General features: G+C 54.4%; 12 protein-coding genes. All 12 read right to left on the bottom strand.

The window, feature by feature from the left end:
* Nucleotides 1-80: 80 nt before the first annotated feature.
* The 12 genes from JK176_RS09745 to JK176_RS09690 all read right to left on the bottom strand — a co-directional run bounded on the left by JK176_RS09745 (nt 81) and on the right by JK176_RS09690 (nt 13,435).
* A complete protein-coding gene (locus tag JK176_RS09745) occupies nt 81-1,433 on the bottom strand; it encodes a c-type cytochrome (protein WP_211587643.1) in 1,353 nt (450 codons plus the stop codon).
* Between the two features lie 66 nt (nt 1,434-1,499).
* Nucleotides 1,500-3,092: a GMC family oxidoreductase gene (locus JK176_RS09740; RefSeq protein ID WP_211587642.1), complete on the bottom strand. Its 1,593-nt coding sequence runs from the start codon at nt 3,090-3,092 to the stop codon at nt 1,500-1,502.
* A 24-nt stretch (nt 3,093-3,116) separates the two neighbouring features.
* Nucleotides 3,117-3,659 (bottom strand): sugar dehydrogenase complex small subunit, encoded by a 543-nt coding sequence (locus tag JK176_RS09735; protein WP_211587641.1) that lies wholly within the window; start codon nt 3,657-3,659, stop codon nt 3,117-3,119.
* Between the two features lie 124 nt (nt 3,660-3,783).
* Nucleotides 3,784-4,254, bottom strand: a complete 471-nt coding sequence (locus tag JK176_RS09730) for a heme-binding protein (RefSeq protein ID WP_194262599.1) — start codon at nt 4,252-4,254, stop codon at nt 3,784-3,786.
* Between the two features lie 175 nt (nt 4,255-4,429).
* Nucleotides 4,430-5,791, bottom strand: a complete 1,362-nt coding sequence (locus JK176_RS09725) for a cytochrome c (RefSeq protein WP_211587640.1) — start codon at nt 5,789-5,791, stop codon at nt 4,430-4,432.
* 57 nt (nt 5,792-5,848) lie between these two features.
* Nucleotides 5,849-8,086 carry a xanthine dehydrogenase family protein molybdopterin-binding subunit gene (locus JK176_RS09720; protein ID WP_211587639.1) on the bottom strand — a complete coding sequence of 746 codons (2,238 nt, stop codon included), beginning with the start codon at nt 8,084-8,086 and terminating at the stop codon, nt 5,849-5,851.
* Nucleotides 8,083-8,556 carry a (2Fe-2S)-binding protein gene (locus JK176_RS09715; protein ID WP_211576138.1) on the bottom strand — a complete coding sequence of 158 codons (474 nt, stop codon included), beginning with the start codon at nt 8,554-8,556 and terminating at the stop codon, nt 8,083-8,085. Before JK176_RS09715 ends, JK176_RS09720 begins: the two co-directional genes overlap by 4 nt.
* 261 nt (nt 8,557-8,817) lie before the next feature.
* Nucleotides 8,818-9,231, bottom strand: coding sequence for a cupin domain-containing protein (locus JK176_RS09710; RefSeq protein ID WP_211587638.1), 414 nt, complete (start codon nt 9,229-9,231; stop codon nt 8,818-8,820).
* Nucleotides 9,232-9,301: 70 nt separating this feature from the next.
* Nucleotides 9,302-10,423, bottom strand: a complete 1,122-nt coding sequence (locus JK176_RS09705; protein ID WP_211587743.1) for an MFS transporter — start codon at nt 10,421-10,423, stop codon at nt 9,302-9,304.
* A gap of 444 nt (nt 10,424-10,867) precedes the next feature.
* Nucleotides 10,868-11,614, bottom strand: a complete 747-nt coding sequence (locus tag JK176_RS09700; protein WP_211587637.1) for an SDR family oxidoreductase — start codon at nt 11,612-11,614, stop codon at nt 10,868-10,870.
* A gap of 17 nt (nt 11,615-11,631) precedes the next feature.
* Complete coding sequence (locus tag JK176_RS09695; protein ID WP_211587636.1) at nt 11,632-12,414, bottom strand: class I SAM-dependent methyltransferase; 783 nt, start codon at nt 12,412-12,414, stop codon at nt 11,632-11,634.
* Between the two features lie 109 nt (nt 12,415-12,523).
* Complete coding sequence (locus JK176_RS09690; RefSeq protein ID WP_211587635.1) at nt 12,524-13,435, bottom strand: LysR family transcriptional regulator; 912 nt, start codon at nt 13,433-13,435, stop codon at nt 12,524-12,526.
* Nucleotides 13,436-13,817: the final 382 nt, after the last annotated feature.

Below are 13,817 nucleotides of genomic sequence, written 5' to 3'. Positions count from 1 at the left end.
TATCGACAGTAATATTTCCCGAACATGTTTTAAGTCACTCTGGACCAGACGATTATGGATACATAATTCTCCAGACAGGGTTATTCTTTACTGGAATTACGCTTTTTGTACAGAAAAACAATTAGGCTGACAAAAACCAAAACGGCCATGATGCTTACACCGCCTATGGCAGCAATCTGGGCATATCGAACAAGGAAAGGCTTGGCTCCCCCCTCCTTAAGAAGCGTGACGTCCGCTGCATTGACGTGGATCGCGTCATTTCCAAAGCGCTGAAGAACATAATTCGCTACGGATGCCACCTGCGCGTCGTTGAGCTGTTTTTCAAACGCAGGCATCGTGACGGTACCGTTATTCGTCGCACGGTTCACGCCCTTGAGGATTGCCATCACCAGATTTTGGGCCGTTGGGCCACCCACTGCGGTATTTGAGGTCAATGACGGGTAGAACTGGTCATGTGTCCCTTGGCCGTTAAGTTGATGACATGAAGCACAGGCTCCAGTGTAAAGCTCCGCGCCATTGATGCTGGAAGCGTTCGCCAGGGCATCGGGACTACGGTTTATAGGAGCATCAAGAACAGCCAGATCGACAGGTTTCCCAGTTGTAACGCTGAAGCCGGGACGGCTCTGGTTCGGGTTTCTGACAGGCTTGACGGTCCGAAGATACTGGACAATCGCATCAAGATCCGCATCGGTAAGATGCCGTAGGCTGTGTTCAACCGCTTCGGCCATTCCCCCGGCCGCTTGGCTTTTACCGTGAGCAGCGCCGTCTCGAAGATAAGACTTGAGTTCGTCGTCGCTCCAGCCGCCAAGGCCACTTATGGCGTCGGATGTGAGGTTGGGCGCATGCCAGCCACCAAGATCGGCCCCAGCGAGAAAACGGCTCTGATCTTCCGACATGCCGATGTTTCGCGGTGTATGGCAGGTTGAACAATGGGCCAGTACCTTAACCAGATACTCTCCCCGCTGTGTGCCGCCTGCTGCTGTTGTAGCGGCTGACATAGGTTTACCGGTTAAGTACAGAAGATTCCACCCGGCCATCAACCAACGTTGATTGAAGGGAAAGGGCAAAGCAGTGTGCCTTTCCGGAGGTAAATCAACAGGCTTGGTGCCCTTCGTGAAATAGAGATACAGGGCATGAATATCAGCATCGCTGATCCCCGAATATGCCGTATAGGGCATGGCCGGATAAAGATGACCTTCAGGCGCGATACCTTCGCGCACAGCCCTGGAGAACTGGGTTTCCGTCCAGTTTCCGATCCCGTACTGCCGGGACGGCGAAATATTGGTCGCGATGATGTCCCCGAGCGGAGAGGAGATGACATAACCACCGCCATAGGATTTGCCGCCAGGATTGGTATGACAGGCCATACAATCCGCAGCGCGGGCGATATACGCCCCCTGCCTGACGAGATCTTCCGTACTGGCCTGCGCCATAGCCAGACGGGGAATCGCTGTAAGGATGACAAGACCGAGACCAGGTGCAAGATAGCGAGGCATGGCTCAGACTTCCTTTGCGATAATGTCTGCTGACCTGATGGCCAGAGCGACACCAGCCAGTGTGGGGTTCACAACGCCGCAGGCCGGAATCACGCCGGTGGTTGCCATAAACAGATTGCTGTGGTCCCAACTCCGGCATTCGCCGTTTACGACAGATGTTTTCGCATCGTCCCCCATCAGCACAGTGCCCATGATATGGTCCCGGTTCTGCCAGCCGGTATTGTCGTTGATAACAGTACCTCCCATGCCCGCAACGAATTTCGCGTAGTCTGCCTTGGCGACAACAGCGCCTTTCTCAATATAGTCGTCTGTGTCGTAGTGAATGGTCATGGTGGGAATACCGAGGGCATCCCTGCGGGTTGTGGATGGCTGAATCCGGTTGGATGGGCTCGGCAGGAGTTCGAAGACCGTTGAAATATCGACCCATCGTGCGGCCCAGTCCTTGATTTTTTCATCCAGTTCGGGCCCTACGATGCCCTGAGACAACAAATGCTGCGTAATGGCCCGATTAGGCACTGTGTTTGTCAGCGCATGTTTGATGGCTGAGTGTTCACGTCGGAAATCACCATCACGCCAGTTGAAAATTCCCCCCTGCTGCACCTGGCCACGTCCTGGCCATAGGGGTTCATCTGCCAGAAACTGTAGCCCCATCCCTGTATGGTCCATAAGGTTGCGGCCCACCTGATCTGAAGCGTTGGCAACGTCGGACATGAGTAGGAGCTTAGGTGTTTCAAGTCCGTTACTGGCAATGATGAAGTAGCGCGCTGTCAGACGGACGTCCTTGTGCTCGGACGTCCTGTAGTGAGCCGCCACGATCTTACCGTCAGACCCCTTCTCAAGCTTGAAGACCGTTGCATTTTCAATAATTTTTCCCCCGAGCGCCTGAACATGTCTGGCATGCACATCTCCAGAGTACATGGCGCCAATGGGGCAGACAGGCATGCAGTTGTTGTTCCCTGAACATCCAGGGCGCCCATCCCATGGCTGGTTGGTCCGGGCGTTGGGTTCATGGATGAAATTGAAACCTTCAGGTGCCAGACGAGCCTTGAGCCGCTGAAAATAATAGGTTTCGGCTTCCGGCGGAACGGGATAGGGCGTTGATCGTGCCGGAAACTGGTGGTTACTGCCCTGACCGGACTGATCCTGAGTATCACTGCCTGCAACGCCAAGGTTGAACTCGGCACGTCCATAGTAGGGTTCGAGGTCTTCATAAGAGATCGGCCAATCGCGCCCCACACCGTAAAGGGTTTTGAGTTTCATATCGTTGGGCAGGAACCGCCATGTTGCTCCGGCCCAATGCCAGGTGGTTCCTCCAACCAAACGCAACATTCCTGGAAGAAATTTAAAGTTTCCAGTGTTCTCGATATAGCCCGGGGAAAAAGAGGTCGGAGCCCAGGGCTGATTGGGATACGGGTCGTTATGATTGCCCTTACGGGGAGAGGAGCGGAAATTTTCGACGATTTTCCAGCGCGGTATTGATTGCCCGGATTCCAGAACAATAACCGATTTGCCATGCTTCAGAAGTTCATAGGCAGCATTGCTTCCAAGCGCCCCTGAACCAACGACAATAACATCTGCATCATACTGAATGGTCATTTTTACATTTACCTGAAACAGAAGTTAGCCAGCATTCTGGGCAGACGGAGGGTTCACCCAATAATTTGTGCGTCCTCTGGCATAGCTTGGAATAACGGTCGTATCTTTTGTAGGCGCATACATCAGCGCACCGACATAGGTAATGAATATTGCATCATCTACGGGATGACCGACGGCCGGAGTTGCGTCCATTGCCGGCGTACCGGTGTAACCAAGATAACAGGCGGAAATAATGCTCAGCGCCACAGAGGCGAGGTCTTTATTCTGTTGGGCATAACTGGCGAAATTCGACATATCCGTGAGGTCGGCGGCTTTCAGGGACTCTCTCAAATCGTTCGCTCTAACAGGGAAGTTACTGTCTTTTTGGGTAAGGGCTTTCAGTATCCGCCTGGAAAATTCAGGATTGAAATTGTCCTTTCCCGTCAGAACCACGCAAAGCTGATGGAAATCAGTAGACGTCAGAAGCCCTGCAGCACGCGCGATACCCGGAAGACTTCCTATGACGGGAAGTGCAAGGGAGGCTGCCAGAAGCTGGCGACGAGAGAGGCCGTTTTGTGTGGAACGCACGATGTTTCCCTCCTCAGGTAACAACCCGCCATATGACAGAAAATGATGGTTCGACAGGATCAAGCATCAGTGAATGTGCTTTGAAGGCCATGTTCCTGCGTGCCTGACAAAATCCTGAATATCGTCACAATGCACTGGCAGCAGCGTGCGCTACAGCAATATCTTTCTCGCCATCAGGGGTACTGATTGCGATAGAACCAACAATCGTCTTGCCGACATAAAGCGGAAGACCGCCAGGATTGGAGGATAAATCGGGAACTGCCAGATTATGCACTTCACCTTTCAGAAGGCTCTGGTAAGCAGTATTTGTGTCTGTTTTGAAAAAAGCCGCTGATTTTGCTTTTGCCAAAGCGGATGCAAGGCAGTTCGGGGTCGCATCGACCTGACGCTGGACATAGAGGGGCATGCCGTCAGGATCGGCAATCACGATGCAACCTTCAATATGCTGTCGTGCGAGAGCGTCTCGCGCAGCTGAAGCCATTTTCAATATGTCTTTATCCTCAAGAGCCGGACGCTGTCCGACCGCAGATGCGGGCACGAAAAAAGAAGACGTCTCCAAAATAGAAATGAATAAAACCGGTATTATTTTTGTCATAACGTCTCTCTTATCTGGTTTTATGGGAGTGATGATCTAACCTGCATTCCACTTACTCCCGAAAGTACCTCCGATGCGGACGTCGTGCGGAACGGAAATGGGCTCTTTCCACACAGCTTTGTCTCAATACAGGCACGTTACCTGATTGCACGATCTAAAACCGGTCAGGACAGGTTCAATTTATTTTGAGGATAACGACACCACTGTCTGCTGGACGGGTTTTCTTCCGTAGCGTCTTGACCTCTGCTGCAGTGACAGAAGCACCACGATTCCCCCACGACGAACGGACAAAGGTCAGCACATCTGCAATGTCCCTGTCGGAAAGCTGCTCGCGATATGACGGCATCCGATAGGAATCCGGCACCCCGGCCGCGACGACACGGCCAGATCCATTGAGCGTAACGTTGATGGAAGAGGAACTGTCCGGCACCAGAGACGAAGCATCTCCTGCCAGCGGCGGAACCCACTGCCCCTGCCCGCGTCCATCCGCCCCATGACAGAAACTGCACTTCGTCATGTAGGTCTGCGCACCGGGAGTGCCCTGTCGTCCGGCGGGTTGAAGTGCCTTGGCCTGTGTCGGCTCATACTGCCACGGCGTTCCGTCACGTTGCGCGTTTCCAGGCAGAGACTTGAGATAGTGTGCCACTGCCCGCAGATCATCATCCGAGAAAAACTGCGTCGAGTTGTTGAAAGCCTCTGTCATGGAGCCGAACACGACGGCATGTTCGTTCCGGCCAGTCTTGAGAAAACGGAAGACATCCTCCTCGCTCCACCGGCCCAGACCCGTATTTGCATCGTTGCGCAGGCTGGGCGCAAACCAGCCATCGATCAGAGCGCCAGAGACAAAGGCCGCACTATGACTGTTTGTCCCCTTTTCGTTGAAGGCCAGACTTCGCGGCGTATGACAGGCCCCGCAGTGCCCCGCCCCTTCAACAAGATAGGCCCCGCGGTTCCATTGGGCATCTTTCGACGTGTCCGGGCGATAAACGTCTGACGGGGCAAAAACCACATTCCAGAAAGCCAGAGGCCAGCGCATGTTCAGCGGCCAAGGGATACTGCTTTTGCGGTTTTCCAGATGAACGGCCGGGACGCTCTTCATGTAATAGGCATAAAGTGCTTTGACATCATCGTCAGAAAGCTTGGCATAGGACGGATAGGGCATGGCCGGATAAAGACGGTGCCCATCCTTTGCCACACCGGAACGAAGCGCCCTGTCGAAATCCGCCAGCGTATAGGCACCGATCCCCGTGTCTCGATCAGGCGTGATGTTCGTGGCGAAGATTGCGCCCATCGGCGTCACCATCTTCAGGCCCCCAGTATAGGCTGCCCCACCCGGCACACTGTGACAGGCCACGCAATCCGTCAGACGGGAGACATACTCCCCTCGCGCCACGAGTTGCACCGACGGCTCCCCCTGAGAACCGGTTTTCTCAAAGGACGACGCAGGGAGACGGGTCACGAACCATGCCGTTCCCGCAGCCAGAACAGCCGACGCAGGGATCACGACTGCGAAAATTTTCTTCAGGCGGTTAGTCATCTTCAGTTCCGCACTCTTTCTGCTGCACGCGGGACGTGCCAGACGACGATCAACGTCTCAGCTTGCAAAGTCATGACGTGACAGCGGCATGCTTCGGATACGCCGCCCGGTCAGGGTCGAAACCGCGTTCGCCACCGCGGGCGGAATGGCAGGCAGCGGTGGCTCCCCGACGCCGCCCATCTTCTCGCCACTCTCGACAATCTTCACATGCACACGAGGCATCTGATTCAAAGCGAGAATTGGGTAGCCATCATAGTTCCGCGCGCGTGGCATACCGTTCTCGTAAACAGTCTCTTCCAGAAGCACCTGAGACAGTCCGAGAGCTATCGCGCCGTTGACCTGCGCTTCCACAATCGCGGGGTTTACAACTTTCCCGGGGTCGATTGCTTCCCAGACCTCGTGAACCCTCACACGCCCGTTTTCGATCGACACTTCCGCAATCGCCGCCGCTTCAGACCCGAAAGGGGACGCCATGCCAATCCCGCGCGCGCGGCGTGAACCATCCGCCGCCGTAAACGGGCCACGCTTCCAGCCACCGGACAGGTCTGCAACCGCCTTAAGCAAAGTCGTCAGGCGCCTGTTGTCCCGGAGCAGGTGTAATCGAAGCTCGTAAGGGTCCTGATGTCCCTTGTCCGCAAGCTCGTCCAGAAATGTTTCATAGAGAAAATCATTCATGGAGTTCCCGACGGAACGCCAGTAACCGAGCATCACGGGGTTTTTGACAAAATGCTGGGCAATCCGTCGGTCAGGGATGTCGTACGACTTTCCGGTCAGACCTTCGAGAGCGCTGTCATCCAGCTTGTCGCCACGCTTGTTGTTGAGGCCTTCTGTTGGACCTTCAGTCGCACTGACGGCCTCAAGAGCTACGGGAATGCCGTTCCTATCCAGTCCGCCGCGAAACCGTACTGCTGCCATCGGTCGCAGCGTATCGCGCAGGAATTCTTCCTCACGGCTCCAGATCAGCTTAACAGGACGGCCGGTTTCCTTTGCCAGCGTAATCGCCTGTGGATAGGGACTGGCTGTCTCGTAAAGGAAATGACGACCGAAAAATCCGCCCAGCATCTGGGAATGAATGATAATTTTTTCGACGGGCAGGCCCGTGCGTTTGGCAATGTCCGCACGGAACATGTCCGGCGCCTGATTGGGCACCCAGACCTCCAGCGCGCCATCAGGATTGAAACGGGCTAACGCGGACGGCGGTTCGAGCTGTGCATGATTCACATACTGGCTTGCATAGGTCGCTTCCACGACCGTATGGGCGTTTTTCAGCCCACGGGTCACATCGCCTCTGACTTCCGCATCCTCACCGGGGCCGCGTGCATCAGCCAGCTCCTTCCGGAAAGCTTCCGTCGAAAAGTCGGCGGGCATGACCCGCATCGTCGTGTCCGGTCCAGGCTCCTGCCAGTCGATCAGCGCCGCTTCTGCCGCCCGCTTTGCGTCCCACCAGCGTTCGGCCACCACTGCAAATGCGCCCGGAAGACAATGTATGGAATGCACGCCCTTCACCGCCCGGATCTGGTCTTCATTGCGGACTGTCTGGATGGTCATGCCAAGCCGGGGCGCGTGCTGAACGGCCGCATGAAGCATATCATCCACGCTGACATCGACCGTATAGACCACCTTGCCCGTCGATTTGTCGTGGACATCCACGCGCGGGACCGGCGCACCGATCCAGCGAAATTCTCCCGGCTCCCTGAGCCTGACAGTGGCGGGATCCGGCACCGGCAAGCTCATTGCTGCGTGAGCCAGCTCCCCATAGGCAATCGAGCGTTCGGACGGCTTATGAATCACCCGGCCAGGCTGCGTCGTCAGTTCCTCTACAGGTACGTTAAACTGCCGCGCGGCTGCCTGTAGCAGCATCTCGCGAGCCAATGCCCCGAGCCGGCGCATCGCGGAATAACCGTTCCGAATGGACATGCTGCCACCGGTGATGCGCATGCCGTTGTCCATGACAACATACGCGTCACCCGAAGGAGCGTTCTCGACGACAAAGGTGGCGGGATCGGCATCCAGTTCCTCACCAACAATCTGGGCCATGGCCGTGAATGTACCCTGCCCCCCTTCAACAAAGGGGCTCTGAAGCCGCACCGTACTGTCAGGCCGTATTTCCAGAAATGCCGGAACCTTGGTACCACGCAGTTTCGTTGCCTCGGCACGCGCACTCCGCTGGGGCACGCCCAGCCCGAGAACAAAGGCTCCTGCTGCGATACCCGCCGAAGACAGCATAAAGCGACGCCGGGAGAGATTGACCGGAACGTCACTCATTGCCATCGCATCGAATGGAGCGTTCTTCACTTCTTCGCTCCTTCCTGCGCTGTCTCTCCTGCCAGGTCATGGATCGCGGCACTGATCGCATTATAGGTTCCACAGCGACAGAGATTGACCATGACGGCCCTGATATCGTCGTCCGTAGGATGCGGGGTCTGTTTGAGCAGCGATGTCGCCGCCATGACCTGTCCGGATTGGCAATAACCGCATTGAGGCACCTGATGCCTGATCCATGCGGCAACAACCCGCTGGCCGATCTCGTCCTGCTCGATCGCTTCAATGGTCGTGATTGCGGCAGAACCCAACTCACCGACCGGAGTGACGCAGGATCGGGCGGCATTCCCGTTGATGAGAACCGTGCAGGCACCGCATTGCGCGAGGCCGCATCCGTATTTGGTACCCGTCATTTTCAGGTCGTCACGCAGTACCCAAAGCAAAGGGGTATCCGGCTCGACATCGATGTGGTGCTGCACACCATTGATCGTCAGTTCCATCAGCCCCTCATTATCAGGCACAGTTAATCAGATTTCTGTTTTCAGGACGCAATGAAGCCGACACTCGCTTTTCTTCCCCTGGCAGGCATCAGCCGGAATTCTTGAGTCAATAAAAAAAAAACCCTATGGACGGTTCTCAGGATAGATCCTTCCCACTCAGAGAATAATCCCGAAAAAACATCTTATGGTCATGAAAATCATTCATGGATCGGCGTCATACACCGTCCAAACATCCCGGCCTTCAAACCTGCACGTCAGAATACGTCAGGAGTCCGACAAGGCCCCGTTGTTATATTCGTTGTCAGAAACATGTTCGAGCCAGTCGACGGGAGAACCGTTCTGCTTTTCCTGAATGGCAATATGGCTCATCGCCGTAGTCGCTGCCGCGCCATGCCAGTGCTTCTCGCCCGGCGCAAACCAGATCGTATCGCCAGGATGGACTTCCTCGACAGGACCGCCTTCGCGCTGCACCCAACCACATCCAGCCGTAACGATCAGGGTCTGCCCGAGCGGGTGGGTGTGCCATGCGGTTCGAGCACCAGGCTCGAACGTTACAAGTGCTGTCGTCACCTGCGCGGGCTCGGGTGGATTGAACAGGGGATCGATGCGAACCGTCCCGGTAAACCAGTCGGCGGAGCCCTTCACAGAGGGTTGCGATCCAATGCGTTTGATATCCATGATCATTGTTCCTGTATGTCGTTCTAAAATGTTGGGCTTGGTCAGTTTCCCGGCCTGAATGCCCGCAAAATTATGGTTGGCGGCCCAGCCTCATCGTCAACAAAGCCAGCAGGGCTGCGAGCACAAGCACACACGCACTGACTGCAAAGGTCGCCTGATATCCAATCCCGTCGAACAGGACCCCTCCACAGGTTGCTCCCAGCGTTATGGCCAGCTGGACGACAGCGACCATCAAGCCGCCTCCTGCTTCCGCATCCTGCGGGAGCGTCCGGGCGAGCCAGGTCCACCATCCCACAGGGGCGGATGTCGCAAACAGGCCCCATATCGCCAGTATTACGGCAGAGACAACAATCCATTGTCCCAAAACAAGAAGCCCGAGCGCCAGAAGCGCCATGAGAAGAGGAGTAACAATCAGAACGGGGTAGACACTCTTCTTCAGCACGCTTCCGATCAGCACGGTGCCAATAAAGCCGGAAATTCCCATCAGCAAAAGGATTAGGGACAGCGTGGACACATCGACATGAGCCACATCTTCAAGGAAACGCCGGACATAGGTGAAGAGCGTAAACTGTCCCATGAAGAAGAGGCTGACGGCAATCATCCCCATTCTTACAACCGGGCGCGTCAATAGAGCGAATACACTTGCAGATTGGTGATGGCGTTCACTGGGCATCGACGGAAGGCTGAGAAGCTGCCAGACGAAAACCACGACAGCCACAGGCACGACGCAGAAAAAAGCGCCACGCCAGCCAATCAGACCACCGAGAAAGCTGCCCGCAGGTGCCGCAATAACTGTAGCAAGAGCGTTTCCGCCATTCAGGATGGCAAGCGCGCGAGGAACATGATGATCTGAGACAAGGCGCATCGCCGTTGCGGCGGACATTGACCAGAAGCCTCCTATCACCACGCCGATCATCGCCCGTCCGAGCATGAAGATGACGTAATTCGGCGCCAGAGAAACAACCATTCCTGAAACAATCATCATCCCAATCAGGGTCAACAACAGTGTTTTGCGATTGATCCCCTTTGCCAATGCGGAAATGAAAAGGCTGGTCAGGACCGCAAACGCGCCGGAGACCGAAATGGCCTGACCCGCCTGCCCTTCGCTGATATGTAGATCAGCTGCAATCGGTGTCAGAAGACTGACAGGCATAAACTCCGATGCAACAAGCGCGAAAGCGCCAAGAGACATGGCGAGCACCGCCCCCCAGGATCCTGAGGGGACGTCAGAATCCTGGCTCGTTTCAGAAAATGTTTGAGAGAGAGTATCCATTAGACCTCAAGACCAAGACGATCCACCAGCACGGTTATTTTGAAAAATAACGCGCAAAATCCGCAAACCGCCGCCGCCTGAAACATGATTCTCGTGCGTCCACGAACGTTGTTCATGGTGACCGGCAGAGTTGATAAGGGAATTTAGGCAATAGAGAACATTCAGACTAGACACTATAAAACGAGCATAGTCATGAATAATATTCATGAATGACCGTTGCGTACCGGCCGATCAAAAGCGCATAGAGGTCGGCCCCGTCCCGATAAAGGACTGTTTTATTGGTTTTTCTTGAATGCATGTAAAAGGCCGTGCCCTTTTCAGACACGGCCCATCTGAATTGTGATCCGCGCTGTCAGCGCTATGTTATATCTGCTGCTTTGTGGGACGGAAAAGAATTTCGTTGATATCCACATCTTCCGGCTGGCTGATCGCAAAAGCGACACACCGGGCAAATGAGTCTGCACTGATCGCAATACCAGGAACAAAATTCCTGAGTTGCTCCGCAGTCACCTCATCATGAACGCCATTGAGCAACTCAGACTGAACCGCTCCCGGCGAAATGACCGTCGTACGCAGGTTGTAGGGTTTCACTTCAGCCCGCAGTCCTTCAGAAAGCGCACGAACCGCGAATTTCGTGGCCGAGTAAACTGCACTGTTTTCCAGAACGCGATGACCTGCAACTGAAGATACATTAATGATATGGCCGCTTTTCTGCGCTTTCATGTGTGGAAGCGCGCCTGCAATACCATAGAGAACGCCTTTGATGTTGACATCAATCATCAGATCCCACTCGTCAACGCGCAGTTTTTCGAGCGGGGATAAAGGCATAACACCTGCATTATTGAGCAGAACGTCGATTCGAGCGTAAGTCTTGACAGCCGTATCAATCAGGTTCTGAACCGAAGCTCGGTCCGTCACATCCGTTTCGATCGCCAAAGCTTTGCCGCCTTTGGCCACAATATCGTCAGCAAGGACTTTGATCCGGCTTTCACGCCGTGCTCCCAGAACGACAGTCGCTCCCAATGCCGCAAGATGCCGGGCGGCTTCTGCTCCGAGACCACTGCTGGCCCCCGTAATGACAACGATCTTGTTTGCAACATTATTGTTCATGGATAGTCTCCGGATTTTTAACGGTCGATTTTCTGAAATTTCAGGACGAAGTTATCCCCCTCCCCGATGGCGGCATATTTGGCGTGATCCTTGTCCCCTAACGCGAAGGTCGGCGGTAATGTCCATACGCCCTTCGGCCAGTTGGCGGTATCACGCGGATTGGCGTTGATCTCCGACGATCCCACCAGCCTGAAACCTGCTTTTTCAATTAACGCGATCGCATAAGACTGACGGACATATCCATCTTCCGCACGCGGATCCTGCGACGCATTTGTATGGCCGCGATGGTCTTCGACACCAAATATACCACCCGGCTTCAAAGCCCGATAAATAGCTGCAAGCATTTGCGGCGCATTACCGGCTTCCATCCAGTTGTGCAGATTGCGAAAAGTCAGGACAAAATCGACACTGTCTGGCGCGGCAAAATCGAGATGGCCGCTGTCAAACTGCGTTGCCCTGAATGTTTCCTTGAGTTCAGGGTGAGCGGCCACCATCTTGCTGAAGGCGGAACTTTTTCCATCTTCCGGACCAAGAGCCAGCGTATAGACGCCTTGACCATGCAGATATGGCCCCAGGATCTGCGTCCAGTACCCTCCGCCCGGCCATATTTCGACAACGCTGGCATTCGGACGCAAACCGAAAAACTGTAATTCCTCCAGAGGATGCCGAATGGGATCACGCGCCACAAACCGGGCATCGCGTGTGGGAGAATGGATTGCCTGTTCAAGCGTCGGTGCTGCCACTGCCTGACCTGCCGCGGTCATGGCAACAGCACATACGAGAGGATAAATCGCTTTCATGATATTTTCCCGTTCATATTTGACACACATGTGGCCGCACATTCCTAATGTAAGGGCTCTTTACCGGCACGATTAGCCCTTCATATCTGCATACGATCTTCGATTTTACTCATGAAACCGAAGGGGTGCCTGCCTCATAACGCATTTCCTCGACAAAGAGCGAAAATGGCATGGAATTTTGATGATGGTGGGGAAAGCAGAGATGATATCCGGTCCAGTATGGACACCAATCCTGAAGCACTTTTACCAGACGCCCATCGGCAATATATTTCTCCGCAACCATTTCCGGCATATGCGCCAGACCCAGCCCGTCCAGACAGGCATCCCGCACAGGAAAGATGCTGTTAAATATCAGAGGACCATCAACGCGGACCCTGACGTCCCGACCGTCCTTTTCAAACTCCCATGCATAGATCCCGCCATGTGTTGGCAGACGCATCGTGATGCATCGATGTTTCAGAAGATCATGTGGAACCTTCGGTTTGGGATTTTTCCTGAAATAGGATTTCGTTCCGACAACAACAAAACGAATATCCGGCGTGAGAGGCACCGAAGTCATCTCCTTGGTCACCTGCTCGCCCAGTCTAATTCCGGCGTCGAAGCGCTCGGCGACAATATCCACAAGCTTCAGATCTGCATGGATCTCGATTTTTATGTCAGGATATTTTTTAAGAAACTGCTCCATTTTTGGTCTGAGGAGATAGGCAATGACATCGTCAGTCGCGGTGACACGGATCATACCGCTTGGCGCGTCACGCAATTCGGCCAAAGAGGCAATCTGGCTTTCAATCTGATCGAAATGTGGGCCAATGTTGCGGATAAGATAATCACCCGCGTTCGTAGGCGTCACACTTCGCGTGGTCCGTGTCAGCAGTCGCAAACCAAGGCGCTCTTCCAATAGCCGGATCGTGTGGCTCAACGCGGACTGCGAAACACCCAGCCTAGCAGCAGCGCGCGTAAAGCTTTTCTCGCGCGCTACGGCCAGAAACGCGATCAGATCATTAAAGTTCTCGCGAGACATATATGAGCCTTTTTCATAAGCATGATCATATTGTTTAGGGATAACTCCAGTTTCCGTCGAGGTGTAGAAACTGCATCCCCATATCGGGCTTCTCCCCGAGAGTTTCTCGCCCACGCCGCTCCCTCGACTGAATTGATAGATTCAATCTGGCCTCATAGAGGCCTCGTAAGCCAGTTGCCGGCAGCGTCGTCATGTGTGCTCCAAAGAGCGTTTCGGCCCGCACCAATAATACCGATACGCAACGGATAAAACTCTTGATGCAAAACCGTCTCTGACGATTAGTGAATAGAATTCATAATCATATTCTAGGCTCAGGACCTATTAATTTATTGAACTGAGCGAGAGGTTGTGATTCACAGGCTTACCGATGGAGTGTAGGCCT

Origin of the sequence: Gluconobacter sp. Dm-73, assembly GCF_018256215.1 — a bacterium.
Lineage (GTDB): Bacteria > Pseudomonadota > Alphaproteobacteria > Acetobacterales > Acetobacteraceae > Gluconobacter > Gluconobacter cadivus.
The sequence above is the reverse complement of the archived record's forward strand: the minus strand, read 5'-3'. Positions and strand labels throughout refer to the sequence as shown.

Bases quoted from the DNA above. Each gene is read 5' to 3' on its own strand.
- JK176_RS09745 (WP_211587643.1), bottom strand. From the start codon at position 1,433: ATGGCGCAGGCCAGTACGGAAGATCTCGTCAGGCAGGGGGCGTATATC.
- JK176_RS09740 (WP_211587642.1), bottom strand. From the start codon at position 3,092: ATGACCATTCAGTATGATGCAGATGTTATTGTCGTTGGTTCAGGGGCG.
- JK176_RS09730 (WP_194262599.1), bottom strand. From the start codon at position 4,254: ATGACAAAAATAATACCGGTTTTATTCATTTCTATTTTGGAGACGTCT.
- JK176_RS09725 (WP_211587640.1), bottom strand. From the start codon at position 5,791: ATGACTAACCGCCTGAAGAAAATTTTCGCAGTCGTGATCCCTGCGTCG.
- JK176_RS09710 (WP_211587638.1), bottom strand. From the start codon at position 9,231: ATGGATATCAAACGCATTGGATCGCAACCCTCTGTGAAGGGCTCCGCC.
- JK176_RS09705 (WP_211587743.1), bottom strand. From the start codon at position 10,423: ATGTCTCTTGGCGCTTTCGCGCTTGTTGCATCGGAGTTTATGCCTGTC.
- JK176_RS09700 (WP_211587637.1), bottom strand. From the start codon at position 11,614: ATGAACAATAATGTTGCAAACAAGATCGTTGTCATTACGGGGGCCAGC.
- JK176_RS09695 (WP_211587636.1), bottom strand. From the start codon at position 12,414: ATGAAAGCGATTTATCCTCTCGTATGTGCTGTTGCCATGACCGCGGCA.
- JK176_RS09690 (WP_211587635.1), bottom strand. From the start codon at position 13,435: ATGTCTCGCGAGAACTTTAATGATCTGATCGCGTTTCTGGCCGTAGCG.